Annotated in this window: 16 protein-coding genes; 13 read left to right on the top strand and 3 right to left on the bottom strand. The window is 42.4% G+C overall.

Translation table 11 applies throughout. The features are described from left to right. The first annotated feature begins 14 nt into the window (after positions 1-14). The 6 genes from NFS34_RS00405 to NFS34_RS00380 all read left to right on the top strand — a co-directional run bounded on the left by NFS34_RS00405 (position 15) and on the right by NFS34_RS00380 (position 5,567). A complete protein-coding gene (locus NFS34_RS00405) occupies positions 15-617 on the top strand; it encodes a MarR family winged helix-turn-helix transcriptional regulator (protein WP_251357861.1) in 603 nt (200 codons plus the stop codon). Positions 618-988: 371 nt separating this feature from the next. Continuing rightward, entirely contained in the window at positions 989-1,840 is an 852-nt protein-coding gene (locus NFS34_RS00400; RefSeq protein ID WP_251357860.1) for a hypothetical protein, read from the top strand. A 9-nt stretch (positions 1,841-1,849) separates the two neighbouring features. Beyond that, positions 1,850-3,220, top strand: a complete 1,371-nt coding sequence (locus NFS34_RS00395) for a DUF4785 domain-containing protein (protein WP_251357859.1) — start codon at positions 1,850-1,852, stop codon at positions 3,218-3,220. Between the two features lie 141 nt (positions 3,221-3,361). Beyond that, positions 3,362-3,880 (top strand): hypothetical protein, encoded by a 519-nt coding sequence (locus tag NFS34_RS00390; RefSeq protein WP_251357858.1) that lies wholly within the window; start codon positions 3,362-3,364, stop codon positions 3,878-3,880. A 242-nt stretch (positions 3,881-4,122) separates the two neighbouring features. Beyond that, on the top strand, positions 4,123-4,782 hold the full coding sequence (locus NFS34_RS00385; RefSeq protein ID WP_251357857.1) for a transcriptional regulator: 660 nt from the start codon (positions 4,123-4,125) through the stop codon (positions 4,780-4,782). Positions 4,783-4,823: 41 nt separating this feature from the next. After that, positions 4,824-5,567, top strand: coding sequence for a DUF3307 domain-containing protein (locus NFS34_RS00380; protein ID WP_251357856.1), 744 nt, complete (start codon positions 4,824-4,826; stop codon positions 5,565-5,567). Positions 5,568-5,627: 60 nt separating this feature from the next. Here the strand turns inward: NFS34_RS00380 and NFS34_RS00375 are convergent, their stop codons facing one another. Beyond that, a complete protein-coding gene (locus NFS34_RS00375; RefSeq protein ID WP_251357855.1) occupies positions 5,628-6,470 on the bottom strand; it encodes a DUF6279 family lipoprotein in 843 nt (280 codons plus the stop codon). Between the two features lie 109 nt (positions 6,471-6,579). Here NFS34_RS00375 and NFS34_RS00370 point away from each other — a divergent pair, with 109 nt between their 5' ends. Continuing rightward, complete coding sequence (locus NFS34_RS00370; protein WP_251357854.1) at positions 6,580-8,526, top strand: hypothetical protein; 1,947 nt, start codon at positions 6,580-6,582, stop codon at positions 8,524-8,526. A 69-nt stretch (positions 8,527-8,595) separates the two neighbouring features. On the opposite strand, the gene NFS34_RS00365 is transcribed toward NFS34_RS00370, so the two are convergent. Further along, positions 8,596-9,216: an FKBP-type peptidyl-prolyl cis-trans isomerase gene (locus NFS34_RS00365; protein WP_251357853.1), complete on the bottom strand. Its 621-nt coding sequence runs from the start codon at positions 9,214-9,216 to the stop codon at positions 8,596-8,598. Positions 9,217-9,382: 166 nt separating this feature from the next. On the opposite strand from NFS34_RS00365, the gene NFS34_RS00360 reads away from it, so the two are divergent. The 6 genes from NFS34_RS00360 to NFS34_RS00335 all read left to right on the top strand — a co-directional run bounded on the left by NFS34_RS00360 (position 9,383) and on the right by NFS34_RS00335 (position 14,791). Then, the gene (locus tag NFS34_RS00360; RefSeq protein WP_251357852.1) at positions 9,383-10,282 is read left to right on the top strand and encodes a recombination-associated protein RdgC; all 900 of its coding nucleotides are present in this window, start codon (positions 9,383-9,385) and stop codon (positions 10,280-10,282) included. A gap of 26 nt (positions 10,283-10,308) precedes the next feature. After that, positions 10,309-11,739 carry a TonB-dependent receptor gene (locus NFS34_RS00355; protein WP_251357851.1) on the top strand — a complete coding sequence of 477 codons (1,431 nt, stop codon included), beginning with the start codon at positions 10,309-10,311 and terminating at the stop codon, positions 11,737-11,739. Next, entirely contained in the window at positions 11,739-12,230 is a 492-nt protein-coding gene (locus NFS34_RS00350) for a YchJ family protein (RefSeq protein WP_251357850.1), read from the top strand. The genes NFS34_RS00355 and NFS34_RS00350 overlap by 1 nt, the downstream gene beginning before the upstream one ends. Positions 12,231-12,329: 99 nt before the next feature. Continuing rightward, positions 12,330-13,175, top strand: coding sequence for an ABC transporter ATP-binding protein (locus NFS34_RS00345; protein ID WP_251357849.1), 846 nt, complete (start codon positions 12,330-12,332; stop codon positions 13,173-13,175). A 10-nt stretch (positions 13,176-13,185) separates the two neighbouring features. Beyond that, positions 13,186-14,496: an ABC transporter permease gene (locus NFS34_RS00340; protein ID WP_251357848.1), complete on the top strand. Its 1,311-nt coding sequence runs from the start codon at positions 13,186-13,188 to the stop codon at positions 14,494-14,496. 55 nt (positions 14,497-14,551) lie between these two features. Beyond that, complete coding sequence (locus tag NFS34_RS00335) at positions 14,552-14,791, top strand: SlyX family protein (protein ID WP_251357847.1); 240 nt, start codon at positions 14,552-14,554, stop codon at positions 14,789-14,791. Positions 14,792-14,797: 6 nt separating this feature from the next. On the opposite strand, the gene NFS34_RS00330 is transcribed toward NFS34_RS00335, so the two are convergent. Beyond that, entirely contained in the window at positions 14,798-15,703 is a 906-nt protein-coding gene (locus NFS34_RS00330; RefSeq protein WP_251357846.1) for a DMT family transporter, read from the bottom strand. Between the last annotated feature and the right edge of the window lie 43 nt (positions 15,704-15,746).

Genomic DNA, 15,746 nt, shown 5'->3' with positions numbered 1-15,746 from the left:
AAACAGATTTCGATATGAACAATGCTTTTGAACCCAATGAACAGATAGAGAGTAACCGAGCCAAAGTGATCGCGGGAATTGAAAGGCTCTCGACCATTTTTCGCACGGTATTACAAGCTCAGGTGGGGCTGTCTGGATTGAGCGCATTGCAAATCCAGATGATAACGCTGATCGGTTTTCAAGCAAAAGGGCTTTGTACTACTACTTTATTGGCTAATGAGTTAGCGGTGACTAAAGGAACTGTCAGTGACTCGCTACGCGTACTTATCGGCAAAAAATTGGTTAGTAAAGTTCAAAATAAACAGGACTCGCGCTCTTACGCGATAAACCTCACGGCCGCAGGACGTAAAACTCTAGCGCAACTGAATCATGTTACCGAGACATTTAATGCAGCGCTCAAACCCCTGAGCGATCAACAAGTGGATGAACTCTGGCGCAACCTATCCCAACTGCTGTCATCACTTCAGGCAATAGGCGAAATACCTTCAAGAATGTGCTATAGCTGCCAGTTTTTTGAGCCCTTGGCGAATGGCCAAGAATTTCGATGTCAGCTATTGAAAAAAAGCATGAAAATGGAACTATTACGGCTAGATTGCCCCGAGCATAAAGCCGCATGATGTGTAAAAAAATTTACCTTAGTACAAAGTTTTGCGCTAACTATCATTCTTATCCTCATAAAATCTGGGTTGCTGAGCATTATTTGCTAATCAATTAGATTTATAGGCGTTCCAGATTCGAGCCTACCTTTAAAGATAGTTTTAAACTGGCTGAAAGAAAAACATCAGAATTTCTCTTGGTGCTATAAGTTTTTGTTTATTAAAGATTAATTTTTTATTTTGGTTCATGGAAGTGATCGTGCGCTAAACTTTGCTTGTTTTAAACAGCTGTTTTTTACAATTAGAAAAATTAGTGGTATAACCAGTATCGCTTTAGAAAATCTAATAAAAGATTGGAAGCATTCATAATAATTCACCAACTGGGGGTACTTATGCTCAAAAAGCTTTTAGCATTCGCCGTATTTGCTTGCGTGGGGGTTGTGCAAGCGAATCAAGGAGTCGCGTTTATTCATGGAACTGGTAAGCAAACCGATGCTTATAACGATTATTGGCAAGGGCCAATGATTCAGTCGGTTATTCAAGGTTTACCCAATCCGAGCAACTATGTGGTTATTAATTGTGATTTCGAGCAGTTTATGTGGGATTCGCAAGCTTCGGGTTGTTTGGCCGATCAATTAACCAATTTTATCAATACAAAAAATATCACTTCGATGAAGCTGATTACTCACTCCAACGGCGGCAATATTGTGCGTTGGATCATGTCAAATCCAACTTGGGATAGTCGTTATCCGAATATCATTAATAAAACTTCTGAAGTGATTGCTTTAGCTGCTTCTAGTGCAGGAACTCCGCTGGCGGACGCTGCTACCAATGGTAACGTGTTCGAAGAAGCGGTGGGTTGGCTTTTGGGTTATAAGTCTGACGCGGTTAAGCAGCAGCAGGAATCTTGGATGGCTTATTACAATCAAAATTGGTTGTTAGGTACTGCTGGTCGTCCATCGTTACCAAAGTCTTTTGTCAATGTGGTTGGCACTGATGTGGATTCTGCATTTTGGGATAGCGATAGTTATTGCGGCGGTTATACCTTGAATGTCGGATTAGAGTTTACTCAAAATTGGCTAGATTCGTGCTCTGATGGATTCCTAAACTGTAGTTCGCAAGAAGCTGCCGGCGCCTTGTGGTTCCGTGATAAGTCGAAAACCAGAGGTCGTGAGCCTTTGAGCCATAACCAATCTCGTCGTAAGTGTTTCAATTTAGACGTATTTTTACGCAATAGAATCTAGGAGTCAGTCATGAATAACATTATAAAGAAAGCTGTCTTATTATCGACTTCCGTTGCCGTATCTTTGGGTTTGGGTGCTTACGCAGGTGATCGCTATTACACGGAACGAGAAGATCTGGAAGTAGAGTTTCAAAAGCGAGATTTTAACAAGCCTAGTGCTAGTTCAAAGCCGGCGGCATCGATCAAACAACCGCAAAACTTCGTAAATCGAAACTCAGTCAATCAAGCTTCTGCTGCTCGAGGTTTTGTGCGCGAAAATTACCTTCGTGATTTCGAGCCGCGTTTTGATTTTGACATTCCAGGCTTAAATTTTGCTCAGCAAAAATCCGTCAGTTTTAGTTTCCCTGTGAAAGCTAATCAAGTGATGGATTTTTCCAGTAAACAGGCTCATGCACAAAGCCGTGAGTTCAGTATGGAAGTGACGGGGCAAGAGCTTAAGCGTGGTATTAACTTAAAAACCAGTGCCCCCGGTGCTTTAGTGCGAATTTCTTCTTTTGACGGTGTTAGCGCAGTTGAGCCGGATCAGTTGAGCTTGGTGGTAGGCGGTAATGGTCTTAACAAAATCCAATTTGATCGAGGCTCGGCCTTTGAAACTTTAGTGGACAGCCAAACGATGCAAAAAACTGGCATGGGTTTCCAGCGCGGAACGACCGGTTTTAAAATTGCCAAACAAATGGGTAAAGGTCAATTCCAACTTAAGACACAGCAAAACTTGGCTTCCAATGCCCGCTATAAGCTGAATGTGTTTGAAAAGGATAGCGATACAGAGCTGCATTTAACTGCTGATAAAAGTGCTTATCTAAAAAATGAGGTGCTAAGCGTCAACGCTAAGATGTGGCAGCAGGGCAAGGCGCATCAATTGGCTTCTATTAAGGGACTGTTACGCTCGCCAGCAGGACAAGTACTGCCAGTAAGTTTCAACAAACAAGGACAGGCCAAGCTGCCTTTGCGTATGCAGCGCGCTAACCGTCCTGGCGAATTGTGGACCTTGGAGACCCAAGTAGAAGCGATGGTTAATGGACAAAAGATTCTGCGTGAAGCGCGTGTGGCTTTTGCCTATTCAGATAAGACCGCTAAGCTTGCTATGAGTAAGCCTAACATTATCGCTAGCGGCAATCGTTTGCATAGCAGTATCCCTGTGCGAGCCTTTAAAGATGGCCGTTATGAAGTTAGGGCGGTGCTTTACGCTACTAATAACAAAGGTGTTAAAGTTCCAGCGATGGTTACTCACAGCGCTTCTGACTTGGCCGCCGGTTATGGTTTGATTCAGATGAACTTTGATCAAGCCTTACTTGCTAAATCAGGGCTAAAAGCTCCCTTTGAACTGCGTAATCTACAACTGCGTGATCAAAGGCAAATGGCAGTGCTAGAGCTAAAATAATCCAGTAAAAAATACTATTAATAAAACTTTGTAGTTTAATTTGAGGCGACCTTAGGTCGCCTTTTTTCTTGCTTGAAAAATACCACGGGCATGATTAAAGTAGAATCATACTGATTATAAAAATTCAATAAGGATCTTCTTATGCGTTATTTGATGGGCGCGGCATTCGGTATGGTCATTTGCTTGCTTTTTATCGGCTTCTTAACTTTTCAAGACTTTGAGCAACAAGAACCAAGCTTTTCAAATCAGCAAGGTAGACCATTAAGTACTAAAGTTTTAGCAGTTGATGGCAAACCACAAAAATTGACAAACCAAGGGAACTCAGCACCAGCGGGATCTAATAAAGCTCATTCCGGCAAAAACTCGAACAGCAAGCAGGCTCAACATTATGTGTATCAATTCAAAGATAACCAAGGACGCCTAGTTGTTTCTAATCAAAAGCCTCACAATCGTCCCTACAAACATAAACCTTTAGATGAATCGGGCTACACCGAGATTAATGTTGTTCGAACAAAGCAGCGGAGAAAGTCTCTAAGTAAAGCTTCACGTAACCAGCAACCGCGCTATCGCTATCATTCAGGCACTCGTGGTGCTATCGGTAAGGAGCGGTTGGTGGCCACCAATAACCCCCCAGTGCCGCTAGCTAGTTGGTCGTGCTAAGAGCTTGTTGCAAAAAATCAATGCGAACGGCAATTCTCGCCGCAGTATTTGGTGTGACGAATATCAACAGCGATTAACGGAAATGCAACGACTACGCCAACAGGGACAAAATTGCTCGTATTCCTACAGTTATCCCCATTCTTGTCGCTAACCAAGTTAGGCCGGGTTTTAGTGTATATTTAAATTAATACATTTTAAAGTGTATAATTTGAAATATACGAATTTATAAGTATAATGTTGTTATGAATACGCAAAATTTTATCGCGGTTATCACCGCCGATCTGGTGAATTCGCGCAAAATCGAGCTTGCGGATAGCGGGCAGCCGCTTTGGCATAAAGCTTTGAAAGCAGAGCTTGCCAATTGGGGACAAAGTCCAACCGATTGGCAGATTTTTCGTGGAGACAGCTTTCAGCTAAAGCTGGATACGCCTGCTAAAGCCCTTCTCTGCGCTATTAGCTTAAAAGCGGCAGTTCGGGCTTTGGGCTTTAATGAACTGGACTTGAGAATGGCGATTGGAGTCGGCGACCAGGGCTTTGTGGCTGAGCCGCTAACCCAATCGAGTGGTGAGGCTTTTGTAAGTTCCGGCTTGTTGTTCGATAAGCTAAAAAAGCGTAGATTAGCGATCAAAACGCCTTGGTCGGAACTTGATGAGCAGCTTAATCTGTATTTGGATCTGGCTTCGTTGCAAATGGATCGTTGGAATGGTCATAGCGCGCAAACGGTAGCTATGGCATTAAAAATGCCGAATGCAACCCAACAACAAATCGCCAAAGCGCTAGAAGTTCCGCAAAGTCGTGTCAGCGAACGGCTCGATAGGGCTGGTTTTGAAACGATTATGGCGATGGAAAGCTATTGCAGACGCCTATTGGATCATGGTTTTGTAATTAAGAAACGGGTATAAATAAGCGGATAGATAAATAAAAATATTAAAGAAGGGGATCTATGCTGTTACTGTTTAAACTGTTGTTTGCACACCTAGTGGCAGATTTTTTGTTGCAGCCGTTAAGTTGGGTTAGGGATAAGGAACAAAAGGCTTTCGGCTCGCTTAAGTTAGTGTATCACTCGCTGGTTCATGCTGCTTTATACGCGTTGGTTTTAAGTTTTGATCCTCATTATTGGTTGGGTTTTTTAGTATTGGTGGTGAGCCATTACTTTATTGATGGTTTGAAGTCTTACGCCAATGGTTGGCTTAAAAAGCATAAGCCTACCAGTATATTCAACTACCGCACCTTGTTTGTCGCTGATCAATTATTGCACTTGTTGTTGATTTATTGGGTGGTAGATTATTACCGCGAATTACCGCTGCCAATAGTAGATTTAACCGCAGAGTCTTGGTGGTTGTTGGCGCTAGCACTGCTGTTATTAACGCAAGTATCTTCGATCATCATTAAGGTTTTTATTTCACGCTGGGCGCCGCTTAATGTTTATGACGGCGAACATTCACTGGCTAATGCTGGTACTTATATCGGCATTTTGGAAAGGCTATTTATTTTTGTATTTTTGGTTACCAACCATTGGGAAGGGGTTGGATTTTTATTGGCCGCCAAGTCGGTTTTTCGCTTTGGCGATCTTAAAGAAGCCCACGATCGTAAGTTAACCGAATATATCTTGATTGGTAGTTTGCTTAGTTTTGGTTTAGCCATCCTAATTTCATTGGCTTACAATTACTTAAGTGCTGGTTTTTGAAAGTTATTATAAAGTGATTTGTTAGTGGCGTTTGTTAATGATGCTTGTTAACCGTTGGAGTTAATCTTCTTGATGCAGCTCTATAAAATCTTCTTTATAGTCTTCTAGTTTGTTAATAAAGCGTTTTTTCTGCTTTTTAGTAATGGTAGAAAAAAGTTTCAACACAAACTCTTTTTCCAGTGTTCGATTAAGCTGATACCGTTGTTTGAGCTCTTCAGTTTGTAGGGTTTGCGGTTCAAGAATTAACTCCTTGAGATTCGCTTGGCCTTGTTCTGTTTGCCTTGCGTGGAGCGCATAATCAAGTGCTACCCGCCAGCGATTGCCATAGTCAAAACGCAGCTCAGCCGTTGGTTGCATCTGCTCGACCCAGTCTTTGATCAAACTTTCTTGCTCTTTAGTCAAGGAGCCAACCCAATCTTCATAACCATCTTCAATATTATCCCGCAGCTTGGCTAAACGCTTTTTTGGCTTAGTTTTTTTATACTTTTTAAGCTGCTTACTGGCTTCATCATTTAAATTGCGTATTAATTCCACCACTTGTTGATCGCTAAGTTGCCTTATCTGCTCAATAAGATCGTCGGCTAGAGCTGCGCCTAAGTGGTGGTAGAACTCAATAAAGCTGTTGCGATAGGTATCGTAGTGGGCTTCGAGATTATTGTTGCGTATGTCGTTAATAAGCCGATCAATTAAGTCGGCATACAGTGGTAACTGAGTGCTGCGGTGCCATTGCAGCTTTTGTCGGATTAAGGCTTCTAGCTGATCTTCTTGTTCGCTGGTTAGCTCAACAAAATCATCGACTTGCCAGCTGACTAACCAATCTAGCCGGTTATACCAAAATTTTAAGCCGCAAGATTGCAGCAATAAGACAGTTGCTAAAATGATACCAAGTCGAGTAATTTTCATAGGATTTTATGGTTAATATTTGTATTTTAGTGCGATAGTTTGATTATAAGTTCAATTTATAAGTAAGCTGCTATAGAATCACTAACAACAAGAAAACACAAGGATCATAATGAATACTAAAAAAGAGCAAACCAGAATACTATTCAAAAGAATAACATTAAGCTTGCTGTTAAGCCTTCCCCTGATTGGTTTTATCAGTTCTTGCAGCGAAGATAAAAAGCCCGCAGTGCAGATAAAAAAACAACAGTTGCTACAAACCGCTTGGCTACACCAACAGTTGCCTGCCAATGCATTAGCGTATGTTCGCTTGCCCAATCCTTGGTTTTTAACTTCTGGCCAAGACAATGGTTTTGAATTTGCCCAGTCTAATGCCGCCCATAATCAGCAGGTGCAGGCTATTCAAACTGCAGTGATGAAAAATTTCATTATGCCTTTGAACCATTCGGCGAAAGAAGCGCTAACCTTATGGTTACAACATACGCGAGCACCGCTGGAAATGGCTTTGTTGCAAGAGCGCCCTGGTCAGGTGATGCCGCTTCTGGTATTGGCTACTCAATTTGATTTCGAAAGTCGTGAAGCATTTCAGGCCAGTTTTTCTAGGCTAATTAAGCAAATTCCATCCGTAACAGAGTTGGCGCCGATGGATAACAGTGGCTTTGGAGCCTTATCTTTGCAAGGCCCGAATGTTCATTACCAGTTTGATGCTGCCACTGGTCAGTTCCGCTTGTTTGCAGGAATGTTCGATTTGAATAGCCTCAAAGGTGCGGCACAGCAAATTAAACCAAATCAGCCGCAAAATAATAGCAAACACGACCTGCAGACCTTGCAAGCGCAAATTGATACGAGTGGTCAGGGGCTTTTTGCTTGGATCAATGGTAAGGAGCTGATGCCGATTTTGGAAATGATGGTTCCACCAAGCCAGTTGAGAATGGCAAAGGAATTACAGCTAGAGCAGATTAATGCCTTGGCGCTGGGTTACGGTACCGCTAACCATAAAAGTCGTTTGCGCCTAATTCTTGATATGCCGCACGTCGGCATTCGCGAATTTTTACCGGCTGTGAGCAATCAGTTAAGCATTAACAGCGTTGGTCAGCCGAGCTCTTTTGCATTGTTATCAATCCCCAGTTACGAGCAGTTGGTGAAAATTATTGAGCGAACTAGTAGCGCCAGTAATTCGAAGTTATCCAGCCAAGAAATTTTGCAAAACTTGGATAAATCATCGTTTGAGGCGCTAGGCATGACGTTTGCAGATGCGACTTCGGTATTGGGGCCTGAGCTTATATATTTTAGAGACTCGGTTGGCCCTTTTTTAGCACTGCGCTTGAAAGATAAGGCAAAGCTTCAAGCCTTGATTCAACGTCTAGAAGCTTCGGGTTATGGTAGCTACCATCTTCGCGAGCAAGCTGGTCATCAGATCCATCACTTAAGCTTTAAGTTTCTAAATTCTGATCAATTCCCAGCGAATGCGCCTAATCAGGCTATGTTGCAAACTTTAAGCACTATGGACAGCCACCTGTTTTGGATCGAAGAAGATAACCACTTATTCTTATCTTCAATCCCGCAGCCATTAATTGAGCGGCTGAACAAGGGCGCTAAGACTAACATAGGCCATTGGCTTGCTAAACAGCAGAGACAACAAATTGATAATGCTTTGTTTGTGGCAACTGGCTCTTTTAAAGATTTATCGCGTAATGCTTATCATAGCTATTTGGAAATTTTGTTGATGCTGGTTGAGTTGTCGGGTGCAGATTTGGATATTATGGCGCTGCCAACAGCCGATAAGTTGGGTTTTTCTGATTACGGCGCTTTAGGTATGCAAATCGACTCAACCGATCATCAAGTGGCGGCAGAGCTAACATTTGAGCAAGGGCCAATGGATCTATTGCATGCTGGTGGTAGTGTGCAGACGATGGCGGTACTAGGCATATTGTCGGCAATAGCCATACCAGCTTACCAAGATTACCTAACCAGAGCTAAAGTTGCCGAGCAAGCCTATATTGAAGCGCAACTGGAAAATCAACGGATGCTTGAAGAACTGGAAACCGGTGGTCAATAATTCAACGTTTCAAAAACATCAAAAAAAAGCCCTTAATATAAAGGGCTTTTTAGTCTTACAACAAAAAAATCAAGCAACAATATCCAGTAACTCAATTTCAAAAACCAACGCCTGATAAGGGCCAATATCGCCACCAGCGCCTTGCGCGCCATAAGCTAAATCGTAAGGAATATACAATTTCCATTTAGAACCAACTGGCATTAATTGTAATGCTTCAGTCCAACCTTTAATCACTCCGCCAACGGGGAATTCTGCAGGCTGCCCTCGACGATAAGAGCTATCGAACTCTTTACCGTTAATTAAAGTACCTGCGTAGTGGGTCTTTACCGTAGCTGCGGCGGTTGGAGTTTCGCCAGTACCAGTTTCAATCACTTCGTATTGCAAACCGCTGTCTAATACAGTTACTTCATCACGCTTGGCGTTTTCGGCAAGGAAAGCTTGGCCTTCAGCAGCGAACTTTTCGGCATCTTCGGCTTGCTTGGCTTGCAGGCGCTGTTGAATTTCTTGGAAGGCGGCATTGATATCATTGCCGTCGACTTGCGGCGCTTGGGCGTTAAAGGCATCTTGGATACCCGCGACCAATGCATCTAGGGTTACGCCTTCGAAGGCGCCGTGGGCTTGCTGGCCCATTTGTAAGCCAATACCGTAAGACGCTTTGGCTTCTGTGCTGGAAAAATCTGCTGTGGACATAGTCTATCTCAAATTGTGTGCGAGTTACCTACTTTGGGATGATTGCTCCGATTTAAAGGTTTGAGCGTGATATTTTGAAAATTTATCTCGGCACGGCTGTTTTATGGGATGGTTTTTAGCGATAATACCAGTCAATAATCTCTAATACTCAATTTGAAGTGCAACTATGTGGTTCCGAAACTGCCATATCTACCAATTACCCCAAGAATTTAGTGAAACCGCCGATAGTTTAATGGAAAAGCTTGAACCCAAACGCTTTATGAGTGTTGGACGCCAAGACTCTGAGGCTGTCGGCTGGGTTTCTCCGCTTAATAGACACTTACAACCGCTGGTTCATAGTGCCAATGGCTGCCATCTTTTGTGTCTGCGCAAAGAGCAAAAAGTGATCCCCGCCAGTATGCTCAAAGAGAGCCTTGAAGAAAGGGTCAAAGCGATAGAAAGCGCAGAAGGACGCAAGGTGTACGGTAAAGAAAAAACAGCGCTCAAAGATGATATTTTAAGTTTACTCAAGCCAAAAGCGTTAACTAAGTCGAGTCACCTTTTGGGCTATCTTGATCCGCGCCATCAATTACTAGTCGTTAATGTTGGCTCGAATGCTCAAGCGGATACCTTTGTGCAACTGTTGATCGATTCTTTGGGCTCGCTTGGCGCCGTTAAATTAATGGGCGAAGAAAATCCAGCAGCGATTATGAATCAGTGGTTATTATCGTCGTTACCAAGTGATTGGTCTCTGAATGGCCAGTTTGAACTTAAAGATCCGAAAGATGAGCGAGCGGCAAAATTTAAAGATTCGATGACGGATATTATTCAAGACTTGCTAGAAGATGGCTATTGGGTAAAAAAGCTAGGGATCCGCTATAAAGATCAGTTTAGTGCTATTATTCAAGATGACTTACAGGTCAAAAGCATTAAATATTCCGATGAGTTGGTTACGGAAAATGATGATACGAATTCGGACGAAGAATATGCTCGTTTTGATGCCGACTTTGTATTGATGAGCCAAACTTTGGCTGAATTTATTGCCGATCTGAAACAGCAGTTTAAAGTTATGGCAGAAGAAAGTTAAAGCAGACGAAAGCTAAGGGTAATACAGTGACTGAAGTAACTCAGGATAAAAAATTATCAACCGAACAAAAAGCCCTCGCGGTTAATTTGAATAATAATCAGTATGGCACTATCGTTGAAATTGGCGCTGGGCAAGAAGTGGCGCGGCAGTTTTTTAATGCTGGAGCAGCGGCTGGAACAGTTGCGAAAACCATGTCGGCTTATGACATGCAGGTTAGTGATGATATTTATGGTAAGGCTGGGCGCTATGTAAGTCGCGAGCGCTTGGAGCAAATGCTGGCCTATGAGTATAAATTGCTGAATAAACGCCTTGGCGAGGTGCGGGCCGAAGAAACTCAATATTTTAGCTATGCGGCAACAGTCACGGCGCGAAGCTATAGCCAAAAGAGCGAATGTCACGGCTGGATTGGGATCCATTTTCAATCAGAAGCAAATGCTAAGCCGAGTGAAATTTTAATGCATGTTAGGATGCTGGACGATACCAATCGTGAACAATCGGAAGCTTTAGGGATCTTAGGGGTTAATGTGGTCTATGGTGCTTTTCATTATGCCGAAGAGCCTAAGCTTTTTATTGAATCATTACTTGATAATTTGGTGGATGATTTCGGGCAAAAACGTATTGAAATTGATCTAATTCACTTCTCTGGCGAAAAATTTTCGCATGTGGAAAATCGTTTAATGAACCTGCATCTGGTTCGTGCTTGGTGTTGTCGTGCGGTGATGTTTGATGCACAAGGGGCATCGGAAGTCCCGGGCAATTTATTGCGCAAAAAGGATGTGATGGTGATCAGGGGTTCTTTTAAGCCGCCAACAAAAGTGCACGTGGATATGACCGAGTCGGCCATGCAGCAGTTTTTAAAAGAAGAGGGTGTAGATCCGAAAAAAGTCTGTACTGTAGCTGAAATCACTATGGCTGAGTTAGCAACCGATGGTGATGATCACGACATTAGTTTTTTGGCCAGAGTCGATCTACTTAATAAACTCGGTTACAACGTCCTAATCTCGGACTATCTGCGCTTCTTTAGGTTGCGCTCTTGGATGCGTCGTTATACCCAAAACCGGATTGGTATTGTTTTGAGTATTTTAGATTTTGATCAGTTGTTCAACGAAAAATATTATGATGGGCTTGAAGGTGGCATTTTAGAAGCCATGGGTAAGTTGTTTTCTGGAAATACTAACGTTTATGTCTATCCGACTCGCAGAAATGGTCAACTGATCACTTTAGATAATGTGGAAGTCGCGCCCAATACCAAGTATTTATTGCAACATTTAAAGGATAACCATTTGTTGGTTGCCGCTGAATGTTGGAATGATGAGAATCTACATATTTCTGCCCGACACATTGCTGAAGAAATCCCGTTAGGCCAAGGCGAGTGGGAGAAACAATTGCCGGAAGCTATCCGCGATCAAATTAAAGATAAATGTATGTTTGGCTATTGTGAGTTGCCTGAAAGTTAGTGGAACAGCAATTTATGCAGTGCCCTTGCCAAAATAAAGCCCTTCAAAAGCCAAGGGCTTATAACGATTGCTGCGAACCTTTGCACTTAGGGCGCAGCAAAGCAACGAGTCCTGAGCAGTTAATGCGCTCGCGTTATTCGGCTTTTTATTTAGCACTGGGCGACTATATTTTTCATACTCATCATCCTGATTTTCGGCAAGGAGCTAGTGTCGAAGATTATCAGCGAAGCGCAGAAAATACACTTTGGTGTCGGTTGGAAGTGCTTGATACCTCGTTTAAGCAAACTAGTGGCAAGGTGGAGTTTAAAGCTTACTTTATGGATAAGGATAAGCTTCATTGTTTGCACGAAAACTCTAATTTTGTTTTAGATAATGGCCGCTGGTTTTATACGGACGGTGCTTATCTTCCTAAATCGGTCGCTAAAGTTTCGCGCAATGATCCCTGTCCTTGCCTTAGCGGCAAGAAAGCGAAAAAGTGCCACTTGCAATAGCCTCCAAGAACATTTGCGAACCCACTAAACCCTTTGCCCGAATTGGTAATCTTATATACTGTAGGTATATAAGATATAGAACCATGAGCTAGGGCAGTTATGATCACATTAGAATCCATTAATAAGCGTTTCGAGCAGATCGAGGCGGTAAAAAACTTGTCTTTAAACATCAGTTCCGGTGAGGTTTTTGGTCTTTTAGGACCTAACGGTGCCGGTAAGAGCACCTCTATAGCCATTATGTGCGGCTTGATAAAGCCTGATAGTGGCAAAGTTGAACTCGAATCTCTAGCCCCGAATAGTATCAAGGCGCGGCAAAAAATTGGCTTAATACCCCAGTCCATAGCGCTTTATGAAGAGCTTACTGCTTTGGATAATCTGAATTTTTTTGCTGATTTATACAGTATGGACGATAAGGCTAAGAGTTCACGGATTGATTGGTGCTTGGAGTTTGTGGGTTTGCAAGATCGGGCCAAAGATGCCGTGAAGGATTTTTCTGGTGGTATGAAACGGCGTTTAAACTTAGCAGCTTCTCTATTGCATGACCCCGACTATATTTTTATGGATGAGCCTACCGCAGGAGTGGATCCCCAGTCGCGCAATAAATTATTCGATAGTGTGTTAGCACTAAAAAATATTGGTAAAACCATTGTTTATACTACTCACTATATGGAAGAAGCAGAAAAACTTTGCGATCGAGTAGCGATTATTGACCAAGGAAAACTGATGGCATTAGATACGGTGGATGCTTTGGTTGATCAATTTGGCGGACAAAGTCAGCTTAGGGTACAAACCGATCAAGGCGAGCAGAGCTTTGAATCTTCAGAGCCAGCCAAGGATATCATCAAAATCTTACAACAAGCCAGTGAGGTTGAAGATATAAAGTTAAGGCGCCCCGATTTAGAGCGGGTATTTTTAAATTTAACTGGCCGCCAATTAAGAGATTAAGGAGCATAAAATGTTAAAACCGATTGTTGCCTTAATGAAAAAAGACATTAAGTTATTGTTTAAAGATAAGATGGCGGTGTTTTTCACCTTTGTTTTTCCACTGATTTTTGCGTTTTTCTTTGGTTCAATTTTTTCCGGTAGCGGAACGACTAGCAAGGGTATGAAAATTGCGGTTGCTGATTTGGATCAATCTGAAAACTCTGCAGCATTTGTGCAAGAGTTAAAGGATGCGGACGAATTTCGTGTGGAACTATTGGCAGAAGCGGCGGCGCGTGAGTCAGTGCGAAAGGGCAAAAAAGTTGCTTTTATTATTTTACCGCAAGGCTTTGGTGAAAATTACGCGGGTTTGTTCAGCGGTAGCGCTCCTGAAATTTTAGTTGGAATTGATCCAGCGCGGAAGGCTGAAGCAGGCTATTTGCAAGGATCGCTGATGAATATTGGGGTTAGTCGTTTTGAAAAAGCTTTTGGCGATGGTCAAGAAATGATCAAGCAATTTGATGATTCAATTGCCAGTATTCAACAAAGCGACGATATGCCGCAGGAATGGAAATCGTTACCGAGTAGTTATTTACCAAAGATGAAGGAGCTAACGGAAAAAGAATTGGCAGAGCAAAAAGCTAATGGCGAGCAAGGCAGCGGTTTTAGCTTCGGTGGGGAAGGGGGCGACAACCCGATGATTCCGCTAAAAGTCACTCAAGAAGATATTAGTGTGCAAAAAAATGGCCCGCAGAATGCTTTTGCCATTACCATTCCACAAGGAGTGATTTGGGCGATTATGGGTTGCGTGATTGGTTTTGCCGTAAGTTTAGTGCAGGAAAAAACACTTGGCACTGTCAATCGATTGGCGATCGCGCCAATTTCGAGAACACAAATTTTGGCGGGCAAGGCTTTAGGTTGCTTCGTGGCACAAACCTTTGTGGTGACGTTACTATTTTCCATTGCCTATTTTATTTTAAAAGTAGACTTTAATTTACCTAAGCTGATCTTGGCTGTACTTGCGGTGGGCTCGTGTTTTGTTGGCGTGATGATGTTTTTCGCTTCGCTAGCTCGAACCGAGCGTTCGGTGGCGGGGCTGACCAATGCTTTCTTGGTGATTATGGGCATGATTGGCGGTGCCATGATCCCATTGTTTGTGATGCCTAGTTGGATGCAATCCATAAGCCATATTAGCCCTGTGAAATGGTCTATTTTGGCGTTTGAAGGAGCTATCTGGCGCGATTTCAGTTATCCAGAAATGATGACACCGGTTGCTATCTTGCTTACCGTTGGCATAGTTAGCTTCTTTTTCGGAACTCGAATGTTGAAACTTGAAGAAGCATAATCAGATGCTTTTGATTATAATAGCCGTACTTAGTGTAAAATAGCAGTGCGGCTCTATGAATGTGTTAACCAGTGAACTAACCCAGCTACAGTTGCAAATAGAAAGTTTAGAAACCAAAATTGCGTTTCAAGATGATGCGATAGAACAGCTCAATCAGGTCATCACTAAACAAGATGCGATTATTCGTAAGATGGAAGAAAAATTTTTAGCGATTGGCGAAAAATTGCAGGATATGCAAAGCCAGATGCCCGATAAGCCTTTTAACCCCGCCGATGAATTACCGCCGCATTATTAAGCTAATCTAATGAGTGGATTTCGCTAGATCCTTTCGATTTAGCACAAATAAATTGCCTACAGCTATCAGTACAATGCCAATGGCGATAGGCCAAGTCCAAACAAAATCTTCAAATAAAGTCGAGATCAGCAAAGCTACTGCTGGAAACAGTACCACTACGTAAGTGGCTTTGTGAATACCAATGCGTCGCAATAAAGTAAGATAAGCGCCAAAAGCTAATACCGAGCCGAACAAAGATAAATAAAGCATGCTGATACTGTAAGCGGGTGCGAGATCATAAATCACGGGTTTACCTTGCACTAAACCAATAAATAAACTCAACAAAGCGCCATAACCCATCGCAAAAGCGTTCATCTGGATCACTGGCAGTTGATATTTTTGGGTTTGCACCGACACCATATTGCCAATCGATGCGGCCAAAACGCCAACAAAGGAAATGACTAGACCATAGAGCATGGTATTTTCAAAACTAAAGTCGCCAAGATCTTTCCAGAAAATCATCAATATGCCGATAAGGCCTATCACTGCGCCAATTATCACTTCTTTGCTGATGGGAGTTTTAAACAATAACCAAGAGTTAAAGATATTAACCATTAATACCGAGGAGAAAATCACTGAAGCCATGGCTGAAGTTAAATATTCCTGCGCTTCATAGACCATTAGGTAATTTAAACAGAACAAAGTTAAGCCCAACAAAAGCATCCATAAATGATCTTTTAGGCTAAAATTAAGCTGGAGTTTTTTATAAAAGCAATAAACGAATAACAATAAACTCGCCAACGCAAAACGATAAAAACTGGAATACTCGTGCGGCACGACCCCAAGCTGATACTCGATACTAAACCAAGTGCTACCCCAAACGATCACGGTGAAGATATAGAGAAAGAGAGTGGAGTTTATAAATTTATACATTCACTAAATTCATTAGTTCTAAACGAGGGAAACCATTTTAGAT

The sequence above is a fragment of the Kangiella sp. TOML190 genome (assembly GCF_023706045.1).
Lineage (GTDB): Bacteria > Pseudomonadota > Gammaproteobacteria > Enterobacterales > Kangiellaceae > Kangiella.
This window is presented reverse-complemented; position numbering and strand designations above follow the sequence as displayed.

What these genes read in the sequence shown, in the direction of transcription:
- NFS34_RS00405 (WP_251357861.1), top strand. Translation starts at nt 15, where the DNA reads ATGAACAATGCTTTTGAACCCAATGAACAGATAGAGAGTAACCGAGCC.
- NFS34_RS00400 (WP_251357860.1), top strand. Translation starts at nt 989, where the DNA reads ATGCTCAAAAAGCTTTTAGCATTCGCCGTATTTGCTTGCGTGGGGGTT.
- NFS34_RS00395 (WP_251357859.1), top strand. Translation starts at nt 1,850, where the DNA reads ATGAATAACATTATAAAGAAAGCTGTCTTATTATCGACTTCCGTTGCC.
- NFS34_RS00390 (WP_251357858.1), top strand. Translation starts at nt 3,362, where the DNA reads ATGCGTTATTTGATGGGCGCGGCATTCGGTATGGTCATTTGCTTGCTT.
- NFS34_RS00385 (WP_251357857.1), top strand. Translation starts at nt 4,123, where the DNA reads ATGAATACGCAAAATTTTATCGCGGTTATCACCGCCGATCTGGTGAAT.
- NFS34_RS00380 (WP_251357856.1), top strand. Translation starts at nt 4,824, where the DNA reads ATGCTGTTACTGTTTAAACTGTTGTTTGCACACCTAGTGGCAGATTTT.
- NFS34_RS00375 (WP_251357855.1), bottom strand. Translation starts at nt 6,470, where the DNA reads ATGAAAATTACTCGACTTGGTATCATTTTAGCAACTGTCTTATTGCTG.
- NFS34_RS00370 (WP_251357854.1), top strand. Translation starts at nt 6,580, where the DNA reads ATGAATACTAAAAAAGAGCAAACCAGAATACTATTCAAAAGAATAACA.
- NFS34_RS00365 (WP_251357853.1), bottom strand. Translation starts at nt 9,216, where the DNA reads ATGTCCACAGCAGATTTTTCCAGCACAGAAGCCAAAGCGTCTTACGGT.
- NFS34_RS00360 (WP_251357852.1), top strand. Translation starts at nt 9,383, where the DNA reads ATGTGGTTCCGAAACTGCCATATCTACCAATTACCCCAAGAATTTAGT.
- NFS34_RS00345 (WP_251357849.1), top strand. Translation starts at nt 12,330, where the DNA reads ATGATCACATTAGAATCCATTAATAAGCGTTTCGAGCAGATCGAGGCG.
- NFS34_RS00340 (WP_251357848.1), top strand. Translation starts at nt 13,186, where the DNA reads ATGTTAAAACCGATTGTTGCCTTAATGAAAAAAGACATTAAGTTATTG.
- NFS34_RS00335 (WP_251357847.1), top strand. Translation starts at nt 14,552, where the DNA reads ATGAATGTGTTAACCAGTGAACTAACCCAGCTACAGTTGCAAATAGAA.
- NFS34_RS00330 (WP_251357846.1), bottom strand. Translation starts at nt 15,703, where the DNA reads ATGTATAAATTTATAAACTCCACTCTCTTTCTCTATATCTTCACCGTG.